The organism is Metabacillus kandeliae (assembly GCF_021166585.1).
GTDB classification, from domain to species: domain Bacteria; phylum Bacillota; class Bacilli; order Bacillales; family Bacillaceae; genus Metabacillus_B; species Metabacillus_B kandeliae.
Window position 1 is genome coordinate 12,355 of record NZ_JAJOZE010000006.1, and the last position, 23,851, is coordinate 36,205.

General features: G+C 45.3%; 22 protein-coding genes. 19 read left to right on the forward strand and 3 right to left on the reverse strand.

The annotated features are described in order from the left end of the window. Positions 1–146 precede the first annotated feature (146 nt). The 9 genes from spoIIIJ to LRR81_RS13670 all read left to right on the forward strand — a co-directional run bounded on the left by spoIIIJ (position 147) and on the right by LRR81_RS13670 (position 10,897). Positions 147–914, forward strand: a complete 768-nt coding sequence (gene spoIIIJ / locus LRR81_RS13630) for a YidC family membrane integrase SpoIIIJ (RefSeq protein ID WP_231790084.1) — start codon at positions 147–149, stop codon at positions 912–914. Next, positions 911–1,537 (forward strand): RNA-binding cell elongation regulator Jag/EloR, encoded by a 627-nt coding sequence (gene jag, locus LRR81_RS13635; protein ID WP_231789934.1) that lies wholly within the window; start codon positions 911–913, stop codon positions 1,535–1,537. Before spoIIIJ ends, jag begins: the two co-directional genes overlap by 4 nt. Before the next feature lie 1,136 nt (positions 1,538–2,673). Then, positions 2,674–4,059: a tRNA uridine-5-carboxymethylaminomethyl(34) synthesis GTPase MnmE gene (gene mnmE / locus LRR81_RS13640; protein ID WP_231789935.1), complete on the forward strand. Its 1,386-nt coding sequence runs from the start codon at positions 2,674–2,676 to the stop codon at positions 4,057–4,059. Positions 4,060–4,082: 23 nt separating this feature from the next. Beyond that, on the forward strand, positions 4,083–5,972 hold the full coding sequence (gene mnmG / locus LRR81_RS13645) for a tRNA uridine-5-carboxymethylaminomethyl(34) synthesis enzyme MnmG (protein WP_231789936.1): 1,890 nt from the start codon (positions 4,083–4,085) through the stop codon (positions 5,970–5,972). A gap of 23 nt (positions 5,973–5,995) precedes the next feature. Then, entirely contained in the window at positions 5,996–6,712 is a 717-nt protein-coding gene (rsmG, locus tag LRR81_RS13650; RefSeq protein WP_231789937.1) for a 16S rRNA (guanine(527)-N(7))-methyltransferase RsmG, read from the forward strand. A 102-nt stretch (positions 6,713–6,814) separates the two neighbouring features. Further along, a complete protein-coding gene (gene noc / locus LRR81_RS13655; RefSeq protein ID WP_231789938.1) occupies positions 6,815–7,684 on the forward strand; it encodes a nucleoid occlusion protein in 870 nt (289 codons plus the stop codon). An 818-nt stretch (positions 7,685–8,502) separates the two neighbouring features. Further along, positions 8,503–9,264, forward strand: coding sequence for a ParA family protein (locus LRR81_RS13660; RefSeq protein ID WP_231789939.1), 762 nt, complete (start codon positions 8,503–8,505; stop codon positions 9,262–9,264). Continuing rightward, positions 9,257–10,111, forward strand: coding sequence for a ParB/RepB/Spo0J family partition protein (locus LRR81_RS13665; RefSeq protein WP_231789940.1), 855 nt, complete (start codon positions 9,257–9,259; stop codon positions 10,109–10,111). Before LRR81_RS13660 ends, LRR81_RS13665 begins: the two co-directional genes overlap by 8 nt. Before the next feature lie 81 nt (positions 10,112–10,192). Then, positions 10,193–10,897 (forward strand): DUF554 domain-containing protein, encoded by a 705-nt coding sequence (locus LRR81_RS13670; protein WP_231789941.1) that lies wholly within the window; start codon positions 10,193–10,195, stop codon positions 10,895–10,897. 11 nt (positions 10,898–10,908) lie between these two features. Here the strand turns inward: LRR81_RS13670 and yyaC are convergent, their stop codons facing one another. Then, positions 10,909–11,547: a spore protease YyaC gene (yyaC, locus tag LRR81_RS13675; RefSeq protein ID WP_231789942.1), complete on the reverse strand. Its 639-nt coding sequence runs from the start codon at positions 11,545–11,547 to the stop codon at positions 10,909–10,911. A gap of 192 nt (positions 11,548–11,739) precedes the next feature. Here yyaC and LRR81_RS13680 point away from each other — a divergent pair, with 192 nt between their 5' ends. The 10 genes from LRR81_RS13680 to dnaB all read left to right on the forward strand — a co-directional run bounded on the left by LRR81_RS13680 (position 11,740) and on the right by dnaB (position 20,751). Beyond that, positions 11,740–12,624 (forward strand): mechanosensitive ion channel family protein, encoded by an 885-nt coding sequence (locus LRR81_RS13680; RefSeq protein ID WP_231789943.1) that lies wholly within the window; start codon positions 11,740–11,742, stop codon positions 12,622–12,624. Continuing rightward, positions 12,614–12,820, forward strand: coding sequence for a DUF951 domain-containing protein (locus tag LRR81_RS13685; protein ID WP_231790085.1), 207 nt, complete (start codon positions 12,614–12,616; stop codon positions 12,818–12,820). The genes LRR81_RS13680 and LRR81_RS13685 overlap by 11 nt, the downstream gene beginning before the upstream one ends. 147 nt (positions 12,821–12,967) lie before the next feature. Beyond that, positions 12,968–14,068 carry a redox-regulated ATPase YchF gene (gene ychF / locus LRR81_RS13690; RefSeq protein WP_231789944.1) on the forward strand — a complete coding sequence of 367 codons (1,101 nt, stop codon included), beginning with the start codon at positions 12,968–12,970 and terminating at the stop codon, positions 14,066–14,068. 462 nt (positions 14,069–14,530) lie between these two features. Continuing rightward, positions 14,531–14,818, forward strand: a complete 288-nt coding sequence (rpsF, locus tag LRR81_RS13695) for a 30S ribosomal protein S6 (RefSeq protein WP_231789945.1) — start codon at positions 14,531–14,533, stop codon at positions 14,816–14,818. A 36-nt stretch (positions 14,819–14,854) separates the two neighbouring features. Beyond that, entirely contained in the window at positions 14,855–15,355 is a 501-nt protein-coding gene (ssb, locus tag LRR81_RS13700; RefSeq protein WP_231789946.1) for a single-stranded DNA-binding protein, read from the forward strand. Between the two features lie 38 nt (positions 15,356–15,393). Further along, positions 15,394–15,633, forward strand: coding sequence for a 30S ribosomal protein S18 (gene rpsR / locus LRR81_RS13705; protein ID WP_231789947.1), 240 nt, complete (start codon positions 15,394–15,396; stop codon positions 15,631–15,633). Positions 15,634–15,825: 192 nt separating this feature from the next. Further along, positions 15,826–16,764, forward strand: a complete 939-nt coding sequence (locus tag LRR81_RS13710) for a YybS family protein (protein ID WP_231789948.1) — start codon at positions 15,826–15,828, stop codon at positions 16,762–16,764. A 51-nt stretch (positions 16,765–16,815) separates the two neighbouring features. Beyond that, positions 16,816–18,789 (forward strand): DHH family phosphoesterase, encoded by a 1,974-nt coding sequence (locus LRR81_RS13715; protein ID WP_231789949.1) that lies wholly within the window; start codon positions 16,816–16,818, stop codon positions 18,787–18,789. Position 18,790: 1 nt separating this feature from the next. Further along, positions 18,791–19,240 (forward strand): 50S ribosomal protein L9, encoded by a 450-nt coding sequence (gene rplI, locus LRR81_RS13720; protein ID WP_231789950.1) that lies wholly within the window; start codon positions 18,791–18,793, stop codon positions 19,238–19,240. Between the two features lie 146 nt (positions 19,241–19,386). Beyond that, positions 19,387–20,751 (forward strand): replicative DNA helicase, encoded by a 1,365-nt coding sequence (gene dnaB / locus LRR81_RS13725; RefSeq protein WP_231789951.1) that lies wholly within the window; start codon positions 19,387–19,389, stop codon positions 20,749–20,751. An 87-nt stretch (positions 20,752–20,838) separates the two neighbouring features. Here the strand turns inward: dnaB and LRR81_RS13730 are convergent, their stop codons facing one another. Both LRR81_RS13730 and LRR81_RS13735 read right to left on the reverse strand, forming a co-directional pair. Next, the gene (locus LRR81_RS13730; RefSeq protein WP_231789952.1) at positions 20,839–21,087 is read right to left on the reverse strand and encodes a hypothetical protein; all 249 of its coding nucleotides are present in this window, start codon (positions 21,085–21,087) and stop codon (positions 20,839–20,841) included. Positions 21,088–21,239: 152 nt separating this feature from the next. After that, positions 21,240–23,807 carry a family 16 glycosylhydrolase gene (locus LRR81_RS13735; protein ID WP_231789953.1) on the reverse strand — a complete coding sequence of 856 codons (2,568 nt, stop codon included), beginning with the start codon at positions 23,805–23,807 and terminating at the stop codon, positions 21,240–21,242. Positions 23,808–23,851: the final 44 nt, after the last annotated feature.

Genomic DNA, 23,851 nt, shown 5'->3' on the forward strand with positions numbered 1-23,851 from the left:
ATCCATAAATTATTAGCCGGAATAGAAGACAGAATAAAGAAGGCCCGGCATGCCAGGCCCATACATATGGAAAATGAATTTTTACTATATGAAACTGATGTGTTAGGAGGAAATAAGGTTTGAAAAAGCGAATTCTTTTGCTTATCATGCTTGTCGGACTAGTGTCCCTGCTTGCCGGTTGTACGGAAGTAAACCAGCCGATAACGGATAAAAGCACTGGTTTTTGGAATCAATACATCGTATATCCGCTTTCCCAGCTGATTATCTATGTAGCGAATCTCACAGGGGACTATGGGCTCTCGATTATCATCGTGACCATCCTCGTCCGTCTCGTCATCCTGCCATTAATGATTAAACAGCTGAAAAGCTCAAAAGCAATGCAGGATCTTCAGCCGGAAATGAAATTGCTGCGTGAGAAATACAGCTCAAAAGACCAGCAGACTCAGCAGAAGCTGCAAAAAGAAACGATGGAACTTTTCCAAAAGCACGGCGTTAACCCGCTTGCAGGATGCTTTCCATTAATTGTCCAAATGCCGGTCCTCATCGGCTTCTACCACGCAATTATGAGAACAAGAGCGATTGCGGAACACAGCTTCCTCTGGTTCGACCTTGGCCATAAGGATCCATATTACATCCTGCCGATAGTAGCCGGTGTAGCCACTTTTATTCAGCAAAAATTAATGATGGCCGGATCAGCCCAGCAAAATCCGCAAATGGCGATGATGCTTTGGCTCATGCCGATCATGATTATCATTTTTGCCCTTAACTTCCCAGCGGCACTTTCATTGTACTGGGTAGTCGGAAACATCTTTATGATTCTTCAAACGCTGATTATTAATAAACCAAAGCTAAGAACCAGCCCAGATCCAGCACCGAATGCCAAACTGCAAAAAGCAGGAGGAAAGAAAAAGTGAAAGAGATAACTGCTACCGGACTAACCGTCGATGAAGCAGTACAATCCGCACTGAAAGATCTGAACGCTGAAAAAAGCGATGTAGAAATCCGTATTATAGACGAAGGCAAAAAGGGCTTTTTAGGCATATTCGGCCAAAAGCCCGCCATCGTCCATGTAAAATTGAAAAAAGATCCTGTCAAAGACACTGTCGTTTTTCTGAAGGATGTTATTGCGAAAATGGGTGTTGAAGCAGACATTTCCGTTAAGAAGGATGGCAGAGAAGTCACCTTCACTATTGAAGGAAGCAGCATCGCCACGCTGATCGGAAAAAGAGGCCAGACGCTGAATGCCCTGCAGTATTTGACACAGCTCGCTGCCAACAAGTGCTCAGATCACTATCTGCACGTTACAGTCGATGCTGAGGGCTATCGCTCCCGCAGGGAAGAAACCCTTATCCAGCTGGCCAACCGCCTCGCAGAACAAGCCATCAAAACAGCAAACGACGTCAAGCTCGAACCAATGCCAAGCAACGAAAGAAAAGTCATCCACGCCGCATTGGTCAAAAACAAAAAAATCAAAACCTACTCGGTCGGAGAAGAGCCTAAACGGCACCTTGTCATCTCCCCGGTAAACCGCCGCTGAACGCTATAGCGGCGGTTTTTTTATTGGGAAAAGCAGCAGAGCTATAGTGAATGAAGAACCGTGCTGGGAGGCGGGACCTTCAAGACCTATAGATAATAAAGAGCCGTGCTGGAGAGCTTTTAGGGAGAAATTTAACGAAAAGAAGACAGTTTAGCGTTAATTTCGCCTAAAAACAGCCATTTTTTTTAGGCAGGAAGCAAAATGACCAGGTTTTAAGCGGAAAATTTGCCTGATACATGCGGGTTTTTAACATTTATTTGCAGGTTTTGAAGTTTTATATGCGGCTTTTGGATTTTTATATGCGGGTTTGGAAAATTTAAGTGCAGCTTTTTTCTGGATCTTGCGGGTTTTGCTTTTGATATGCGGGATTAAGGAAGCAGATGCGGGTTGGAGGGTTTATGTGCTGGTTCTGAGTGGATCTGGTTCGAAACGCTCTTAATTATGTTGTTTGTAATTTGAGCGTGCTCCGTTTTTCTAGTCATCCAGCTCCGGCGGCTAGCCCCTCGAGTCGCTTCAGAAAAACCAAAAAGTCAAACCCGGACTTTTCTGGTTTTTCCTCCAGCGCTTGTCGGGTCTGAACGAGCCCCTTGCGCTTTCGAATTGTCCAGCTCCGGCCGCTAGCCCCTCGAGTCACTTCACAAAAGTCCAAAAAGTCAAAGAACAGACTTTTCGGATTTTTGGGCCTGCGCTTTTCGAATTGTCCAGCTCCGCCTCCTAGCCCCTCGAGGTCATAAGCTGCTCATCCAGGAGAAGGGAAAACCGCCTTCTCCCGGCTGATCCTCTTATGCTTGTCGGGGCTAACCAGTCGGCTCCGCTTTTCTACTCATCCAGCTCCGGCGGCTAGCCCCTCGAGTCGCTTCAGAAAAACCAAAAAAGTCAAACCCGGACTTTTCTGGTTTTTCCTCCAGCGCTTGTCGGGGCTGAACGAGCCGCCTGCGCTTTAGTAATTATATTGTTATTCACATGTGGATAAGATAAAATAGGGACGAATTGTTGTCTTGGTTTGTGGATAAGAATTCTGCTTCTTAATAACTTCCTTTTGTCTACTAGTTATGGTATCTTTAAAATTTGATGACTCCTCAATTAATTATCCTTTTCCTATAGATAGAATTTTTTAAAGATGTGAGGTGAACAGAATGGAATTTGATACAATTGCGGCGATTTCCACTCCGATGGGAGAGGGAGCCATTGCGATTGTCCGTTTGAGCGGGGATCAGGCACTTCAGATTGCAGACAGGCTTTTTAAAGGACCTGGCGGCAAAAGGCTTTCAGAGGTGCCATCCCATACCATTCATTATGGAAATATCATGGAAGAGATCACGGGCCGTGCGGTGGAGGAAGTGATGGTTTCTGTGATGAAGGGCCCCCGGACGTTTACGAGAGAAGATGTGGTGGAGATTAATTGCCACGGCGGCATTGTTTCAGTGAATAAAGTGCTGCAGCTTGCGCTGGATGCTGGCGCGCGCCTTGCAGAGCCTGGAGAGTTTACAAAGCGGGCCTTTTTGAATGGGCGAATTGATTTGTCCCAGGCTGAAGGTGTCATGGATTTAATCAGGGCGAAAACGGATAAAGCGATGAATGTTGCTCTTGGCCAGATGGAAGGCCGTCTTTCCAAGCTGGTGCGCTCGCTTCGCCAGGAAATCCTTGAAACGCTGGCTCACGTAGAAGTAAATATAGATTACCCTGAGTATGATGATGTGGAAGAAATGACGCATCATATGCTGGTTGAAAAGGCTTCTAAAGTAAAAAACGAGCTTGAAAAGCTTTTACAAACGGCTGAACAGGGAAAAATATTAAGAGAAGGCCTTTCCACTGTTATTATTGGAAGACCAAACGTTGGAAAGTCATCACTTTTAAACAGTCTTGTGCATGAGGCGAAAGCGATTGTGACAGATATCCCTGGTACAACACGGGATGTGATTGAAGAATACGTCAGTGTGAGAGGCGTGCCTCTCCGTCTTGTTGATACAGCAGGAATCCGCGAGACAGAGGACATTGTAGAGCGGATCGGTGTTGAAAGATCCCGTCAGGTCCTGAAAGAGGCGGATCTCATTCTGCTTGTGCTGAATTCAAGCGAAGAGCTCTCAAAAGAAGATGAGCATCTTTTTGAAGCTGTGAAGGACATGGATGTTATCGTGATTGCGAATAAGACCGACTTGCCGCAAAAGCTCGAGATGAGCAAAGTAGAGATGCTTGCAGCCGGAAATCCGATTGTGGCTACTTCTCTTAAAGAGGAAGAAGGCATTGATAAGCTTGAGGAAGCGATTCAGTCGCTTTTCTTTTCAGGAAGCATCCAGGCAGATGATGCAACGTTTGTTTCAAATTCACGGCACATTGCCTTGATTCGGCAAGCGAAAAAAGCAATTGATGATGCTTTGAACGGCATTGAAATGGATATTCCGATTGATATGGTTCAAATAGATATGACGCGCGCATGGGAAATTCTCGGTGAGATTATTGGAGATTCTGTGCACGAGAGTTTAATTGATCAATTATTTTCACAGTTTTGCCTTGGGAAATAACATATATTTAGGAGGGAACAGCAGTGGCATACCACGCAGGAAGTTATGATGTGATAGTGGTAGGTGCTGGCCATGCAGGTGTTGAGGCCGGTCTTGCATCCGCAAGGCTTGGCGCGAAAACACTGGTACTGACCATCAACTTGGATATGGTCGCTTTTATGCCTTGCAATCCGTCAGTCGGCGGTCCTGCAAAAGGAATCGTCGTCCGCGAAATTGATGCGCTCGGCGGAGAAATGGGCAGAAACATTGATAAAACCCATATACAAATGAGAATGCTGAATACAGGGAAGGGTCCTGCTGTGCGTGCCTTAAGGGCACAGGCAGATAAATTCCTTTATCAGAATGAAATGAAAAAAACGATGGAGAACGAGCCGAACCTGACCTTAATGCAGGGAATGGTAGAGCGTTTGATCGTGGAAGACGGCGTATGCAAAGGTGTTACAACACTGACTGGTGCAGAATATCGGTCCAATACAGTTGTTCTGACAACAGGTACGTTCTTAAGAGGCCGCATTATCCTTGGCGAGCTTTCTTATTCAAGCGGTCCGAACAACCAGCAGCCATCCATTACGCTTTCAGAACACTTGGAAGAGCTTGGCTTTGACCTTGTCCGCTTTAAAACCGGAACGCCTCCGCGTGTTGACAGCAAAACGATTGATTACAGCAAAACGGAAATTCAGCCTGGCGATGAAGAGCCAAGAGCTTTTTCCTATGAAACAACAAAATATATTACAGACCAGCTTCCATGCTGGCTGACCTATACGAGTGAAGATACCCACAAAATCATTGATGCAAACCTTCACCGTTCACCTATGTATTCAGGCATGATCAAAGGAACAGGGCCGCGCTACTGTCCTTCTATTGAAGATAAAGTGGTGCGTTTTAATGACAAACCCCGCCATCAGATTTTCCTTGAGCCAGAAGGCCGGAATACTGAGGAAGTATATGTGCAGGGACTCTCTACAAGTCTTCCGGAGGATGTGCAGAAAGACATTTTAAGCACAATCCCCGGCCTTGAAAATGTTCAAATGATGCGTCCGGGCTATGCGATTGAATATGATGCGATCGTTCCTACACAATTATGGCCGACGCTTGAGACGAAGCGGGTGCCTGGTCTGTTCACAGCTGGACAAATTAACGGAACATCAGGCTACGAAGAAGCAGCAGGACAAGGTATTATGGCAGGCATTAACGCAGGCCTGAAAGCTTTAGGAAAAGAAGAACTGATCCTTGCCCGTTCTGATGCCTACATCGGCGTTCTGATTGATGATCTTGTTACAAAAGGAACGAGCGAGCCTTATCGCTTGCTGACTTCCAGAGCCGAATACCGTCTTCTTCTCCGCCATGACAATGCTGATCTTCGTTTAACGGAAATCGGCCATAAAATCGGCATGATTAAAGAAGATCGCTATAACAGGTTCCTTGTTAAAAAAGAAGCCGTTGAAAATGAAAAAGCACGTCTTCTTTCTACTATTTTAAAACCGTCAAAAGAAGTGCAGGAAGTGATTGTGTCTTCAGGCGGCAGTGAATTGAAGGACGGCATCAGGGCTTCCGATCTTATGAAGCGTCCTGAAATGAATTACAGCCACATCAGGCTCCTTGCTCCTGCAGATGAAGAAATCAGTGCAGAGGTTGCCGAGCAGGTTGAAATACAGATTAAATATGAGGGATACATTGAAAAATCCCTGCAGCAGGTTGAGAAGCTGAAGAAAATGGAAAACAAAAAAATCCCTGAAAACATTGACTACGATGCAATTTCAAGTTTAGCATCTGAAGCAAGACAAAAACTGAAGCAGGTTCGCCCGCTGTCTGTTGCTCAGGCTTCCAGAATTTCAGGCGTTAACCCTGCAGACGTCTCCATATTGCTTGTGTATTTGGAGCAGGGCAAAATTGCACGGGTATCTAACGAATAACATTGTCAGGAAAGGTTTTGGTTATGGAGCTGTCAAACTTACAAGAAATGCTGCAGGAGAAAGGGATTTCCCTTTCTCAGCAGCAGCTTTCCCAATTTGATAAGTACTATGAACTGCTGGTTGAATGGAACGAAAAAATGAATCTGACTTCTATTACCGATCGGGAAGAAGTCATCCTCAAGCATTTTTACGACTCTGTTTCTGCTGCGTTTTACTTTGATTTCAAAAAGCCGCTGTCTCTCTGCGACGTAGGAGCTGGAGCCGGTTTTCCAAGCATTCCGATAAAAATCTGTTTCCCGGAGCTCTCTGTGACCATTGTCGATTCTCTAAACAAAAGAATTACCTTTTTAGAGAATCTGGCGAATGAACTCGGATTGTCGAATGTCTCCTTCCGCCATGACAGGGCAGAAACATTCGGGCAGAACAAAGCCTATCGGGAAAAATTTGATGTTGTCACGGCGCGGGCGGTAGCGAGAATGTCCGTTTTAAGCGAACTCTGCCTGCCACTAGTGAAAAAGGGCGGTTCTTTCATCGCGATGAAAGCTGCTTCTGCCAATGAAGAGCTGAAGGCTGCTGAAAAAGCGATCGCAGTCCTGGGAGGAAAGGTTGAAAAAAGCCACTCCTTTGAACTGCCGATTGAAAAAAGCGACCGGAGCATCATCATTATTCATAAGTCTAAATCAACGCCTGCGAAATATCCCCGCAAGCCAGGAACTCCGAACAAAACGCCGATCGAATAGTTCGGGACATAACAAAAATTGGTTTTGGGAGCCGGCTATGCAGGAATCAAAAGCAGGCAGATAGAATTATAAATTGGTAGTTTCAAAAGGTGGTGTAGGGACATGAAGCATCCGTTTTCTCGTTTCTTCGGATCAGGAGAAAAGGAAACAGAACAATTTCAGGAAGAAAACGAACTCGAAGAAGTTGCAGAAGCTGTATCAGATAGAGACGAAGTGAAGCAAATACCCGTTCATGACATAATCCCAAACCGTTTCCAGCCGCGGACTATTTTTGCGGATGAAAAAATAGAAGAGCTGGCCATGACAATCAGAACACACGGCATCATCCAGCCAATCGTTGTCAGAGAAGCTGACGGCCAATTCGAACTGATTGCCGGCGAACGCCGCTGGCGCGCCGTCCAAAAATTAGAATGGGAAACCATTCCTGCCCTTGTAAAGGATTTCAGTGATACAGAAACAGCGTCCGTGGCCCTGATTGAAAACCTTCAGCGGGAGGAGCTTTCTGCCATAGAAGAAGCCCTTGCTTATGCAAAGCTGCTTGAGCTTCATCAGCTAACACAGGAAGCACTGGCGCAGCGCCTTGGAAAAGGACAGTCCACTGTAGCCAACAAGCTTCGCTTGCTGAAGCTGCCTCAGGAGGTGCAGGATGCGCTTCTTCAGAAAAAATTGACAGAACGGCATGCAAGAGCGCTTATTCCATTAAAGCTGCCTGATCTCCAGATCAAGCTATTGGAAGAAATAGTTGAAAAGCAGCTCAACGTGAAGCAAACAGAAGACCGTGTCGTAAAAATGCTCGAAAAGGACCAGCCTAAGCCCAAGCCAAAGCGAAAAGCCTTTTCCCGTGATACCCGCATAGCCATGAACACCATCCGTCAATCCCTCACAATGGTTGCGGACACCGGCGTCAAAATAAACGCGGAAGAAGAAGAATTTGAAGAATTTATTCAATTCACGATCCGCATTCCGAAGTAACTCTCCCCTTTTTGCGGAGAGTTTTTCTTTTTGGAAGCATGGGGACGGTTCTCGTGCTTCCTTTTTTGAGAATATAAGAGCCGGTTTCGTGAAATTGTGCGCTCTATTCGGGAATATGAAGCTTGGTTTCGGGAATATGGCGCGGTGCAGAGTTCGGAAAATACCTTTTCCCTTTGTGAAAGTGAATTTTACGGAATTATTTACTGCGGAAGATTCTCAGTATGGCCCAAAACTGTAGCTGGCTCTTTGTAACCGGCCATTCGGGAAAATAGAAGCTTTTTTTGAGAATATAAGAGCCGGTTTCGTGAAATTGTGCGCTCTATTCGGGAATATGAAGCTTGGTTTCGGGAATATGGCGCGGTGCAGAGTTCGGAAAATACCTTTTCCCTTTGTGAAAGTGAATTTTACGGATTTATATAGTGCGGAAGATTCTCAGTATGGCTCAAAACTGTGGCTGGCTCTTTGTAACCGGCTATTCGGGAAAATAGAAGCCTTTTTTGAGAATATAAGAGCCGGTTTCGTGAAATTGTGCGCTCTATTCGGGAATATGAAGCTTGGTTTCGGGAATATGGCGTGGTGAAGAGTTCATAAAATGTCTTTTCCCTCTGCAAAAGTGGATTTTGCCGCTCTCTGTATGGAGTGAGAGCCTAGGCTCTTTTATACCAATCCCTCCTAAATCTCCTCCACCCACCGACCGACAGAAAATCTGCCATTTCAACGAAAATTTTGTAGACGTAAACCACAAATTTCCTGCGCTTTTTTGTTAAAATAGAAAGATGACAGAATGGTTTTATTGAATGTCGAAAGCAGGTGGCTTCTTGGGTAAAATTATTGCAGTTGCCAATCAAAAAGGCGGGGTCGGAAAGACGACGACTTCCGTTAATCTTGGAGCATGTCTTGCCCATATCGGAAAGCGGGTTTTGCTTGTCGATACAGATCCGCAGGGCAATGCCACGAGCGGGGTTGGAATTGAGAAAGCTGATGTAGAACATTGTATTTATGATATTTTGGTAGACGATATTCATGTAACTGAAGTGATCAGGCCGACAACCGTTGAATACCTTGATGCCATTCCGGCCACCATACAGCTGGCAGGAGCTGAGATTGAGCTTGTTCCGACGATCTCGCGGGAGGTCCGCCTCAAGCGGGCGCTGGAGAAAGTTAAGCAGAATTATGACTATATTATTATTGATTGCCCGCCGTCACTTGGGCTGCTGACGATAAATGCACTTACTGCCTCGGATTCTGTGATTATACCTGTTCAGTGCGAGTATTACGCACTTGAAGGGCTGAGCCAGCTCTTGAATACAGTAAGGCTTGTTCAGAAACATCTGAATACTGATTTGATGATTGAAGGAGTGCTGCTGACAATGCTTGATGCCAGAACCAATTTAGGCATTCAGGTTATTGAAGAGGTGAAGAAGTATTTCCGGGAAAGAGTCTACAAAACCATTATTCCGAGAAATGTGCGTCTCAGTGAAGCACCGAGTCATGGACAGCCGATTATTAAGTATGATGCCCGCTCAAGGGGCGCAGAAGTGTATCTAGACTTGGCAAAGGAAGTGGTTGTCAATGGCTAAAGGTCTTGGAAAAGGGATTAATGCCCTGTTTCGGGAAATAGAAGCCGGCAAGGGCGAAGCGATAATTGATGTAAAGGTAAATGATTTGAAGCCGAATCCCTATCAGCCGCGGAAAGCTTTCCAGGAGAGCGCCATCGAAGAATTAAAGGAATCCATTCTTCAGCATGGCATCCTGCAGCCGCTGATTATCCGAAAAACCATTAAAGGCTATGACATCGTAGCAGGTGAAAGAAGATTCAGGGCGGCGAAGGCAGCTGGTTTAGAGACAGTGCCGGCTGTGATCAGAGAGCTGACTGAACAGCAGATGATGGAAATTGCCCTTCTTGAGAACCTGCAGCGGGAGGATTTAACGACGATTGAAGAAGCGAGAGCCTATCACTCGTTAATGGAGAAGCTGAGTTTAACACAGGAAGAGCTGGCGAAAAGGCTTGGAAAAAGCCGTTCGCACATTGCCAACCATGTCAGGCTGCTTTCCCTGCCCTCTTTTATTCAGAATTTAATGATGGATGGGAACCTGTCAATGGGACATGGCAGAACACTGCTTGGGTTGAAAAAAAAGGACAAGCTACAGCCGCTTGTTGATAAAATTTTAAAAGAATCACTGAATGTCCGCCAGGTTGAGCAGCTTGTGCATGAGCTGAATGAAGGGCAGGCAAAGGAGAAGAAAAAACAAGTGCCTGAAAAGGATGTTTTTCTGAAAGAGCGGGAAAATTACTTTGCTCATTACTTCGGAACACCTGTCAGCATTAATCAGAAAAAAGATAAGGGAACCATTGAAATAGAGTTTTTCAGCAAAGATGATTTAGACCGGATTCTAAATCTTTTAGAGGTAAAACAGCCTTCTTGACGCCATCTTTTATGAGGTGGTTTTTTTCTTGAAGCAGTTTGACTGTTAGCTCCAATGGTTTTGACAGAAAAGAGGAAGGCAATGGTTTTACTTGGGAGTATTGTAAATGGTGCAGCCATCATCGCAGGAACGCTGACCGGCCTTTTGCTGACAAAAATCCCGGAACGGATGAAAGAAACCGTTATGATGGGCATCGGTCTTGCCGTGATGATTCTTGGGATCAGCATGGCGCTGAAAACAGCTGATATTTTTTATGTCATTGTGAGTCTTGTCCTGGGATCTATTCTCGGTGAATGGATGAACCTTGAAGGAAAGCTGCTTGGTGTCGGACATTATCTTGAGAGAAAGCTTCGCCGTTTTAAGACAGGCAATGTAGCAGAAGGATTCGTGACAGCTACCCTTATTTTTGTTATTGGAGCCATGTCCATTGTCGGGGCGCTCGACAGCGGTCTCAGGGGAGATCATGCTGTTCTGATGACAAAGTCGATGATTGACGGGTTCACAAGCATTATCCTGGCGAGCACCCTCGGTGTCGGTGTGATGATTTCAGCCATTCCTGTGTTTCTTTATGAAGGCTGCATCGCTCTGTTTGCCAACTTGATACATCAATATGTCGATGAAAGCCTGCTGAAGATGCTGATTTCGGAAATTACGGCGACGGGCGGTGTGCTGATTTTTGCAATCGGCATTAATATGCTGAACCTGAAGGCGATCCGGGTGGCGAATATGCTGCCAAGCCTCCTGATCATCATTATCTTAATAAGCTTAAAATCTCTTGTTTTTTAAATAGCAACAAATTAAATATTTGATTCGCTCGGCCTGATGCTTCTGTTCATCCAGCTTTTCATTTGAGGTGTGCTTGTTTCCAGGTACTTCTTTTCTGCCTCCATCAAGCCTGCCGCAATCAGGTTGGCCATGGAAAACACGAGGTGCAGACGGGTATTCTGCAGGACGAAAAATTCCATAAACCCGCTCACGTTGACAATGCCTGTAATGTGCATGTCTCCTACAGCCGGTAGCTCTTTATTGACCCCTGCCCCCGGCTTAACGGGCCCTGCTGCGAGCTGAAAGGTGCCGACGCTTTTCAGCCTGCCGAGGCATGCGTCGATTGCGATAATAAAAGGGTGTCTATGGGTGCGGTGGATTTCCTCAATGCTTGCCTCAAGATTGACTGCGTGCACCGGATTTTTTAAGGTTCCGTAAATATGAAAGGTTTCAGGCATCAGTTCAAGCAGCTTTGAGCCGACAAGCGGGCCCAGGCTGTCGCCTGTTGACCGGTCTGTTCCGATGCAAAGAATCACAATCGGCCGGTGGAGGATTTTCGGAAGAAGCTGGTGAATACCGGCTGAAAGCAGCTCAAGCGCATTCTCATCTTCATAAGAAATTTTTTCAGGTTCATTATTAAAAGGTGAAAAAAGGCCGGTTTTCAGATTCATAGTTTCCAACTCCTTCAGCATGGTAGTAACAGTATACGGATTTCCAACTGTTTCTATACTTGAAGATTGGGCATTTTCCATAAACTAAGAGAAAAGGGCCGATGGGTCAAATGCTTCACCGCTATGAAAAAAATTGTTAATATAAAAGCTAGAGCTAAACGAGATTTCTCAGCAGATGGGAGTGTGAGAAACATGAAAGGCAATATTTTAGACAAGCTGACAGAGGAAGCCTTTTGGATCGGAATGGGAGAGGGCCTGTTAAAAATCTTCCTCATTCTCGTCATCTCCAGTCTTTTTATCAGGATCGGCAAGCTCGCTGTCCAAAAATTCTTCGTATTCAGGGATAAGTCACCGCTTCGGGTTTCGGAAAGAAGAGAGCTGACGATGGTGAAGCTCTTGGAGAATATTTTGACATATGTTGTGTATTTTGTCGCTTTAATGATGATTCTTGAAACACTTACAATTAATGTCACCTCCTTGGTTGCAGGAGCTGGTATTGTCGGTCTTGCCATCGGGTTTGGGGCACAGAACCTTGTGCGTGATATCATTACAGGGTTTTTTATTATATTTGAGGACCAGTTCTCTGTCGGAGATTACATAAAAGTAAATGCTTTCGAGGGAACAGTGGAAGAAATTGGTCTCAGAACAACGAAAATCAAAAGCTGGACAGGCGAGCTGCATATTCTGCCGAACGGAAGCATATCAGAAGTAACGAATTTCTCCCTTCATAACAGCACGGCAGTCGTTGATTTCAATGTTTCCTATGAATCTGATGTCACAGAGGTAGAGAGGCTCGTTGAAGACCTTTTAAGGGTCCTTCCCGCAAAATACGAAGACATGGTAAGCATGCCGGAGCTGCTCGGCGTTCAGAATTTCGGCGCTTCGGAAATCGTGATGAGAGTAGTGTGCGAGACAGCTCCGATGAGGCATTGGTATGTCGGGAGAATGATCCGGAAGGAAATCAAACTGATGCTGGATGGCCATGGCATCGAAATTCCCTTCCCGAGGGTTGTCATGTATGATAAAAGTAAAGAGCAGCCAGAGGAGTCTGGGGAGGGTGAAAGAAGTGGCGGATAAGGAATTCGGGCTGAACGATGTAGTGGAAATGAAGAAGGCCCATCCGTGCGGAACCAATCGCTGGAAAATCATTCGCTTAGGGATGGATATCCGGATTAAATGTGAAGGATGCGCCCACAGCGTGCTCATTCCAAGAAAAGATTTTTCCAAAAAAATGAAAAAGGTTTTAGTCAAACACGAAGAGACGGCAGAGTAAAAGCATGGAACACAGGGCTTCATGCTTTTTTCTGTGTTGCAATAAATCTTGTGTTTTCAACGGTTCCTAACTATAATTGGTGAAGATTGAATTGAAATTTGCTGCAATCAGACTGATTGCTTTGCTATAGAGGAGTGGAAGAACAAAATGGCATTAACTGCTGGAATTGTAGGCCTTCCGAACGTTGGAAAGTCCACCCTGTTTAACGCGATTACCCAGGCTGGCGCTGAGTCAGCCAACTACCCGTTCTGCACAATCGATCCGAACGTCGGAATTGTAGAGGTGCCAGATCAGCGCCTTCAGGCTCTCACTGAGCTTGTGAAGCCGAAAAAGACAGTACCCACTGCATTTGAATTTACCGATATTGCCGGTATCGTTAAAGGGGCAAGCAAAGGTGAGGGTCTTGGAAATAAATTTCTATCCCATATCCGCCAGGTAGACGCGATCTGCCACGTTGTCCGCTGCTTTGCAGATGATAACATTACACATGTTGCTGGAAAGGTAGACCCGATTTCTGACATTGAGACCATCAACCTTGAACTGATTCTCGCTGACCTTGAATCAGTCGACAAGCGCATCAGCCGCGTTGAAAAGCTTGCCAAGCAAAAGGACAAGGACGCAGCAGCAGAGCACGAAATTCTGGTCGCTCTTAAAGAAGCGTTTGAAAATGAAAAGCCTGCCCGCTCTGTTGAATTTTCAGAAGAGCAGCTAAAAACGGTGAAACAGCTTCACCTCTTAACAAGCAAGCCTGTGCTTTATGTAGCCAACGTTTCAGAGGACGAAGTGGCTGACGCTGACGGCAATCCTTACGTTCAAAAGGTAAGAGAGTTTGCATCAGGCGAAGATGCAGAAGTTATCGTCATCTGTGCCAAAATCGAATCTGAAATTGCCGAGCTTGACGGCGAAGAAAAAGCGATGTTCCTGGAAGAACTCGGCATCGAAGAATCAGGACTGGATCAGCTTATTAAAGCTTCATACAGCCTGCTTGGACTTGCTACTTACTTTACTGCCGGCGAGCAGGAAGTGCGCGCCTGGACATTCCGGAAAGGCATGAAGGCTCCTCAATGCGCAGGCATCATCCACACTGATTTCGAACGCGGATTTATCCGTGCAGAAACAGTTTCCTATGATGACTTGATGAACGCAGGCTCCATGGGCGGCGCCCGCGAAGCCGGAAGAGTAAGGCTTGAAGGTAAAGAATATGAAGTAAAAGACGGAGACGTTATCCACTTCCGTTTTAACGTATAAGATGAAAAGCATGCAGTTTCGCGCTGCGTGCTTTTTTGTTTGCTGCAATGAGTGACGTTAGCGCTCAATATTTTTTTTCCTCCAGCGCTTGTCGGGGCTGAACAGCCGCTTGCGCTTTTCTAAATTGTCCAGCTCCAGCGGCTAGCCCCTCGAGTCGCTTCGAAAAATCCCAAAAAGTCTAAGACCGGACTTTTCGGGATTTTCCTCCAGCGCTTGTCGGGGCTGAACGAGCCGCTTGCGCTTTTCTCATTGTCCAGCTCCAGCGGCTAGCCCCTCGAGGTCATAAGCCGCTCATCCAGGGAAAGGAAAATCGCCTTTCCCCGGCTGATCGTCTTATGCTTGTCGGGGCTGAACAGCCGCTTGCGCTTTTCTTATTAAACTGGTATACTTTTACCTTGTGAGTAATGAATATTGCTCCTTGCCCTTTTATTAGGGCCGCTAGTCCAAAAGGAGGTGTAAAGTATGAAAAATTATGAAATCATGTACATCGTTCGCCCAAACATTGAGGAAGATGCGAAGAAAGCAGTTGTTGAACGTTTCAACACAATCCTTACTGATAATGGTGCAGAGCTATCCGAAGCGAAAGAGTGGGGCAAACGCCGCCTTGCTTATGAAATCAACGATTTCCGCGATGGATACTACATGCTTCTTAAAATTTCTTCTGATGCAGCTGCGGTTCAAGAATTTGACCGTCTTGCTAAAATCAACGAAGATATTATCCGTCATATGGTCATTAAAGAAGAAGAATAAGCAGAAACCATAAATTATAAATAAAGGATGGTCTTCATGATCAATCGTGTCGTTCTTGTCGGAAGACTTACAAAAGATCCTGAGCTTCGTTATACACCAAGTGGTGCTGCAGTTGCTACTTTTACTCTTGCGGTAAACCGTACGTTTACCAACCAGTCAGGAGAAAGAGAAGCGGACTTTTTGAATTGCGTCGTGTGGCGCCGTCAAGCCGAGAATGTTGCCAACTTCCTTAAGAAGGGCAGCCTGACCGGTGTCGAAGGACGCCTGCAATCAAGAAGCTATGAGGATCAAACAGGAAAGCGCGTGTATGTGACAGAGATTGTGGCAGACAGTGTGCAATTCCTTGAGCCGAAGGGCAGCTCCGGCGGCGGTAATAACAACAATAATCAATATGGCAGCGGATCCGGCGGTCAAGATCAAAACCCTTATGGTTCAGATCAGCAGCGTGGAAATCAGGGACGTACAAGCTTTAATGATGACCCGTTTGCTAATGATGGACAACCGATTGATATTTCAGATGATGATTTGCCATTCTGATTAAACGTTAAAATTAATAATGAAAGGGGGATTTTACGATGGCAGGTGGACGCAGAGGCGGACGCGCAAAGCGCCGTAAAGTGTGTTACTTCACAGCGAACGGAATCACTCATATCGACTACAAAGATGTAGATCTTCTTAAGAAATTCGTTTCCGAGCGCGGAAAAATCTTACCTCGTCGCGTAACTGGAACTAGCGCTAAATACCAACGCAAATTGACTGTTGCTATTAAACGCTCACGCCAAATGGCATTGCTTCCTTACGTAACAGGTGAATAATTCATGAATCAAAAAGGCAGTGAGGGATCCTTGCTGTCTTTTTTTCATGGAAAAAAATCATCCGATGCTTCAGGTTATTTGCTTATCATGCGGAAAGTATCATACAATAAGCCTAACAGGCCTTCTGCCAAATGGGCTTCGGCCATGAAGCAGCCAGATGAAATCACACAGCCTATTTAAAGAGGTGGAAAATTGAAGCGCGCCAATTCTACAGTTGAGGGAGCCATGCTGCTCGCCCTATTTGCAGTTCTTGCACTCATGATGGCATACATTCCTCTTATCGGGGGGATTGCCCTTTTTATTGTTCCAATTATTTTCATGGTATACATATTGAGACATCCGCTAAAGCAGGCTTTGCTGTTTTTCTTTGCGTCCATTCTATTGACAGTGGTGATTGGACAGTTTGCCCTGCTCCCTGTAACGATCACTTTCAGTTTGAGCGGTTTTGTAATGGGATATTTTTATGGTAAGAAAAAAACAGGCTCTGCCATCGCATCAGGAGGCGTCGTTTTCCTGATTGGTACGGTCATTACTTACCTGATTTATGCTTTTGTTCTTGGCCTTTTGCCGTCCGGCGATCCAGGAACGTGGGCAGACCAGGCCATACAGCAGGCGAAAATGACATGGGAGCAATTCGGCCTTGAACTAAGCGATAAGCAAATAAGCCAGTTTAAAGACATGGTTATGACCATGGTGTATACTCTGCCTGCATCTCTTGCTTTGTCCAGTGCCTTTTTTACACTGATCACTCACCTGATCGGATCGGCAGTATTAAAAAGGCTGAAAATGGGACCTAGCCCTCTCCTTCCGTTCAGGGAATGGAAATTGCCGCAAAGCATCGTTTGGTATTACTTTATTGTGATTGTTCTTGGCATGCTTCAGCTAGAAAAAGGCGGTTTTCCTTATCTTGCGGTGATGAATCTGACCGTCATTCTTCAGCTGCTGCTGACAATCCAGGGGCTTTCCTTCATTTATTACTATTTTCATAAAAAAGGCTTGTCAATCGGGTTTCCGGTTGCTTTGACTGTTTTTTCCCTGTTTGTGCCAATTTTGCTCCAACTCGTTAGAATCTTGGGTATAATTGATTTAGGCTTCAACCTGAGAGCAAGGATTCAAAACAGCTCAAAGTGATTATTGCCCTGGAAATTTATAGGTTTTATTGTTACAAGGAGCTGAAACATCTTGCCAAGCTTTTATGAAAAACCTTTATTCCGCTATCCGATTTATGCGTTAATTGGTGTGGCTGCAGCTGCAATACTTGTTGTTTTCTTTTACAGCTGGATGCTTGGCATTGCTTGTACTCTGCTGCTTGGGCTTGTTTTGTATTTTTTAAAGCAGGCTGATCTGAAGATTAAATCAGAAATGGAAGAGTATATTTCAACCCTTTCCTACCGTTTGAAGAAGGTCGGGGAAGAAGCATTGATGGAAATGCCGATCGGGATCATGCTGATTAACGAGCAATACTATATTGAGTGGACAAATCCTTATCTCGCTTCCTGCTTTAAAGAAGGAACCCTGATCGGACGCACGCTTTATGATGTGGCGGAAGAGCTCGTTCCCATGATTAAGGAAGAAGCAGAGTTTGAAACGATTGCGCTTAACGGCCGCAATTTTAGAGTCATTATTAAAAGAGAAGAACGTCTTCTCTACTTCTTTGATGTCACTGCACAAAGCGAAATTGAAAAGCAGTATGAAAATGAACGCACAGTACTTGCCCTTATTTATTTGGATAATTATGATGAAGTAACACAGGGATTGGATGACCAGACAAGAAGCAGCATCAACAGCGGGGTAACGTCTCTTTTGAATAAATGGGCCAATGATTACGGTCTCTTTTTAAAACGGGTATCCTCCGAACGGTTTTTGGCTGTATTAAATGAAGATATATTGACACGAATTGAACGATCGAAATTTTCCATTCTGGATGAGGTCAGGGAAAAAACAGCTGTTCAGAGCGTTTCCCTTACTCTCAGCATCGGTATAGGCGCCGGGGTTCAAAGCCTGCAGGAGCTTGGCGATCTCGCTCAGTCGAGTCTTGATCTTGCCCTTGGCCGCGGCGGTGACCAGGTGGCCATCAAGCAGCAAAATGGAAAAATCAAATTCTACGGCGGCCGTACAAATCCGATGGAGAAACGGACGCGAGTCAGGGCAAGGGTGATTTCCCATGCGCTGAAGGATATTGTGGCGGCAAGCGATAAAGTTATCATAATGGGCCATAAAAACCCTGATATGGACGCCATCGGGGCAGCCATCGGCATTCTGAAGGTTGCCCAGGTAAATGGCAAAGAAGGATATATCGTTCTTGATGAGAGTGAAGCGAATGCAAGCCTGCAGCGTCTCATTCAAGAGGTTAAGCTGAATGCAGATCTTTGGGAGCATTTTATTTCGCCAGAAACAGCACTTGAGGCCGCTACGAGCAACACCCTTCTCGTTGTGGTTGATACCCATAAGCCTTCCCTTGTGATGGTGGAAAAGCTGCTTGATAAAGTGGACGATGTCGTTGTGATCGACCATCACCGAAGAGGAGAAGAATTTATCCGCGATCCGCTTCTTGTTTACATGGAGCCTTATGCCTCTTCCACCGCTGAACTCGTTACAGAGCTTTTGGAATACCAGCCAAAGCTTTTGAAAATGACAATGGTGGAAGCAACCGCCCTTCTTGCAGGCATTATCGTGGATACAAAAAGCTTTACATTAAGAACCGGATCCAGAACCTTTGATGCTGCCTCTTACTTGCGCTCTAAAGGGGCTGACACCGTTCTTGTCCAAAAATTTCTGCGTGAAAACTATGACAGCATGATTCAGCGCTCAAGGCTTGTGCAAAACACCCAGCTGCTTCCAAACGGCATGGCGATTGCAAAGCAGAGCGAATCCGATCCGGATGCCTATGATCAGGTTATTCTGGCACAGGCAGCTGATGCGCTTCTTACGATGAGCGGAGTTTCTGCTTCCTTTGCCATGGGAAGGCGTGATGACGGCTCCATCGGCATCAGTGCCAGATCTCTCGGTGAAGTGAATGTTCAGCTCATTATGGAAGAGCTTGAAGGCGGCGGGCATTTGACGAATGCGGCTACCCAGCTTTCAGGAGTTACGCTTGAAGAAGCGGAAGAAAAGCTGAAACAGGCCATTTCGGAGTACTTAGAAGGAGGAAGTTAATATGAAAGTAATCTTTTTACAGGACGTTAAAGGAAAAGGCAAAAAAGGCGAAGTTAAAAATGTAGCTGACGGCTATGCGCAAAACTTTCTGCTGAAGCAGAACCTTGCGATTGAAGCGACAAATGCCAATGTGGCAACACTGCAGGGCCAAAAGAAAAAAGAAGAAAAAAATGCAGCGGAAGACCTGAAGCAGGCCCAGGATCTGAAAGGCACGCTTGAAAACCTGACTGTTGAATTAAAAGCAAAATCAGGCGAAGGCGGACGCCTTTTCGGTTCCATTACGAGCAAGCAGATTGCCGATGAGCTGAAAAAGAACCACGGCATTAAGCTTGATAAGCGGAAAATCGACCTTCCGGATGCGATTCGGGCACTCGGCTACACAAACGTACCAGTAAAGCTTCATACAGAAGTGAGCGCGGTTCTGAAGGTTCATGTAACAGAAGAGAAATAACTACCAATGAAAGAGATCGTGCGGGAATGATAAAATTCATTTAGCGCACGATCTCTTTTTTTATTGTAAACTCTTATTTCATTTGCCCATAAAAAGAGTAAAATAGAGTTAGTCTATGGATTATGAATAGAAGGACGGTGTTGATCATGAATGAACTTTTCGGTGATCGGATACCCCCTCAGAATATTGAAGCTGAACAGGCCGTGCTTGGTGCGATTTTCTTAGAGCCCCAGGCACTTACTTTAGCTACAGAAGTATTAATACCCGAAGATTTGTACAGGGCTGCTCACCAGAAGATTTTTAATGCGATGCTCCAGCTTGCTGATAAGGGCGAGCCGGTGGATCTGGTGACTGTTACATCAGAGCTAGCAGATGCTAATCTGCTGGAGGAGATCGGCGGCGTTTCGTATTTGACCGATCTTGCCGACTCTGTTCCGACAGCCGCCAACATTGAGTATTATGCACGAATTGTCGAGGAAAAGTCGATTCTGCGGAGGCTCATAAGGACGGCAAGCTCCATCGCCCAGGACGGGTATACTCGCGAGGATGAGGTTGAAGATCTGCTAAGTGAAGCAGAGAAGAATATTATGGAAGTTGCCCAGCGGAAAAACGCAGGCGCTTTCCAAAACATTAAAGACGTATTGGTTCAAACCTATGACAATATTGAACTGCTGCATACAAGGAAAGGCGATATCACAGGCATTCCGACTGGCTTTACAGAGCTTGACCGAATGACCGCAGGCTTTCAGCGGAATGACCTGATTATCGTTGCAGCACGTCCATCTGTCGGTAAAACGGCGTTCGCTCTGAACATTGCCCAGAACGTCGCAACAAAAACAGAGGAAAACGTGGCGATCTTCAGTCTAGAGATGGGTGCCGACCAGCTTGTCATGAGGATGCTGTGTGCAGAAGGAAACATTAATGCACAGGCACTAAGGACGGGGAATCTCACAAGCGATGACTGGAGCAAGCTGACGATGGCCATGGGAAGCCTGTCCAATGCAGGAATCTACATTGATGACACCCCAGGCATCAGGGTCAGTGAAATCAGGGCCAAATGCCGCCGGTTGAAGCAGGAAACAGGCCTCGGCATGATCCTGATTGACTACCTGCAGCTCATCCAGGGAAGCGGCCGCTCAAAAGACAACCGCCAGCAGGAAGTTTCCGAAATTTCCCGGACACTCAAATCCCTTGCAAGGGAACTTCAGGTGCCGGTTATCGCGCTCTCCCAGCTTTCACGCGGTGTGGAGCAGCGCCAGGACAAGCGCCCGATGATGTCAGATATAAGGGAATCTGGAAGCATTGAGCAGGACGCCGACATCGTCGCCTTCCTGTACCGTGATGACTATTATGACAAAGAATCCGAAAACAAAAACATTATTGAAATCATCATCGCCAAGCAGCGTAACGGACCTGTAGGCACCGTTTCCCTTGCATTTGTAAAAGAATATAATAAGTTTGTGAACTTGGAACGGCGGTTGGATGACGCCGGCATGCCTCCTGGTGCCTAAACGGCTGCACTTAATAAGTGCAGCCGTTTTTTCTGCTGGAGGGTTTTACGAAAAGAGGATAAACCTTATGAATTGAATCTTTTAGACTCAAGAAGAAACTAAAACAAAATACATAAAAATTCCCATAATCAGCAGCAGGACAGTAAGCGCCATGTTCAGCAAACCAAATAGGATGGATTTATTTGTTATAATTCCATACATTGATAGAATGAATCCGATGAACAGCAAGCATAAACCCGCTTGAATGGTGTATTTACCTGCAAGTCCTTTTAATAAGCAGATAACGGCTAATAGAGGGAAAACAAACGGTGTCAATTTAAGAATAGTTTTAGTCATTAAATCTTCCTAAACGGAGATTATTTTCTTAACTTAATGATTCGTTGCAAGAAATAACTATTCCTTCAGGATCCCTCACCTGTAGTTTCTTTCATCTGCTGGAATGTTGAAAAAACCCCTATTTCTTTTTAGAAATAGAGGTTTCCTCTTCTTTATTTTTCATCCATTATAAATTCCATCCAATCAAGGTTGGCATTCGGAGCATAGACTTGAAGCGTTTGAATTCCTTTTTCGAGATGGATTTTATTCTGAAAGATTTTCCATGTATCCCACCCGCCAGTTTGCGGTACGGCAATTGTTGATAGATGGTCTGCTTCTTTGAGATTAATTTCTCCCTTTGGGAGATCTCCTGTATACTGATTTCCTGCTTTGCTGAGAAGCGTGATTTTTCCTCCGTCCCTCCCTGAGGCTGCAAGGTAAGTGACAGTATATTCTCCTGCTTCTTTTACGTCAGCAGCATACTGCATCCAATCGCCTTCATCGATCCATCCGACACTGCTTCCGCCGCTTTGCACACCGTACATATCCTGGTAATTTTCTGCTTCAATCCGAGTATTGGTTTGATCAAGCAGAACAGGCTTGGCAATGCGTCTCATTTGTACATTGTCCAGTATAATGCCATTGCGGTTCCCTCCAAGGAGAAATTCAATCTTACTATGAGTATCACTTTCAGATGGATGGATCAGCAGCTGATATGTTTTCATTTCCTCTGTAAGAGGGATTTGCTCTTTTTTAAAATACTGCTTAGAGCGATCCTCATTTGTTACATCAAATCCAATAGTGCGCTTCGAATTTGCTTTTGCGTTAAAAGACAGGAGATAGGCTGATTCTTTATCCAGGTTCAGATTATTTTGGCTTAAACGAATGGCCTCCGTTTCGTTGGCGGCTCTTATAATTTTTACATAAAGCTGCCTATCCTGAATGGCCTCCCCAACTGCAGCAGCAGTTTTAGAGTGCTTTTCGGCAGTGAGATCCCAAAACTCCATTCTATTTGGACCCTGATCAAAGGTTCCGTTGTAAATATAATTTCCGTTAGGAAGAACCTTTTTTGGCTCGTTTGGGTCCTTAGGGAGTTTTTCGAGTTTTACATGATCGATCCAAACAGGAAGGGTAGATGCTTGCCCCAGATTAAACTCCAATCTGGCATGAGGATCGGTTTCGCCTTCCATTGTAAATTCATAACGGAACGTCTGCATAGTATTCGTTAAAGAAAGGCTTTTATCTGATAAATACCTTGAAAAGTTCCGTTCAGGCCCTGAGATATTGATAACAGCAGATCGTGGTCCTTCTGATCTGGCAGCAAACGTCAAACGGTATTTTTCATCTTTTTCAATTGGGAGATTCGGCTGAACAAATTGGATGGCGTGGACGGCATCACCTGGTTTCGTGATACTGATTTTCGCTTCTCCATTTACAGCAGCAGCTGTTCCTTCACCGCCAAACAGATTGGCAGGTTCAAAAGGCTGAAAGCCCCAATTGCTGAGGTCTGAAGTGAATTCACCATTGTAAATATAGTTGCCATCATTAAGCGGGGGCCTCAAATCGGCAGGGGTTTCTTTCGTAACAGGCCTTTCTCCAGCCTCTCGGTATTTGCCGTTCAACTCATATACCCGTACATAATCTACAAGCATTTCACTTGGAAAAACAGTCGTTTGGTCAGGGTTGCCCGGCCAGTTCCCTCCAACAGCAAGATTCAGCTGCAAGTAAAAATCACGGTCAAATGGAGCAGGATAAGTATAAGGGGCTGCCTCGTTTTCATTTTTGCTGTACCAATCATTTTGCTTTGAATAGAGAACGCCGTCTACATACCATCTAATTTCTCCAGGCTCCCAGTCAATTGAGAAGGTATGGAAATCTTCAGAGAAGTCTTGTGTCCCTTTCGGAAGCTGATAGGCTTCCCCTGTATATTTCCATGGCATTCCATAATGAAGAGTTCCATGCACTTCATTTGGCTGATGGCCAAGCATCTCCATTATGTCCAGCTCACCGCAGGCAGGCCATCCGGAGTATAGCTGATAGTCAGTCGGCATCATCCAGATCGCCGGCCACATCCCTTGCCCTTTAGGAAGCTTTGCCCGAATTTCATAGCGTCCGTATGTCCAGTCTCCTTTATTTTGTGTGGTTAATTTGGCAGAAGTATAATCGTTTCCTTCAAAGGTTTCTTTATGCGCTTCAATGACAAGCGAACCATCTTCAACGCGGGCATTCTTGGCACGGTTTGTATAGTTTTGGAGCTCATTATTCCCATAGCCGCCCCCACCCTGAACAAAGTTCCACTTGTTCTCATTGATAGAAGACCCATCAAATTCGTCTTGCCAAAGAAGTCTCCAGTCTTCCTTTTGAATCTGGTGTTCCTTTAGGATCATTTGTTCAAAGTCTACTACCCGATTAGCTGAATCAAGAAGGTATACACCCGCATATTTATTAATCTTTGAATCAACACCTGTCAGATCAGAGCCAGATTGATAAGGATTGGTAACGGTTCTGTCAGCAGGAACGGGGTCACCGGCGCTGACTTTATTGAAAGGTTCGCTTGATACCTTTACAGCAAGATGATAAGAAGCTGGAACAGGAGCAATCAGTTTCGTTGACCCATGAAACTTTCCTTTCATTGCAGCGGGATGAAATATAATTTTCTGTTTGCTGAATGCAGCTTGTGCAGGGGCTGCTAATCCTATTGCCAGGATAAAGGAAAAGACTATACTGGAGAATTTGAGCATTCTCTTCTTACCTCCCTGATTTTGTTTTGAAAAATTGATTTTAG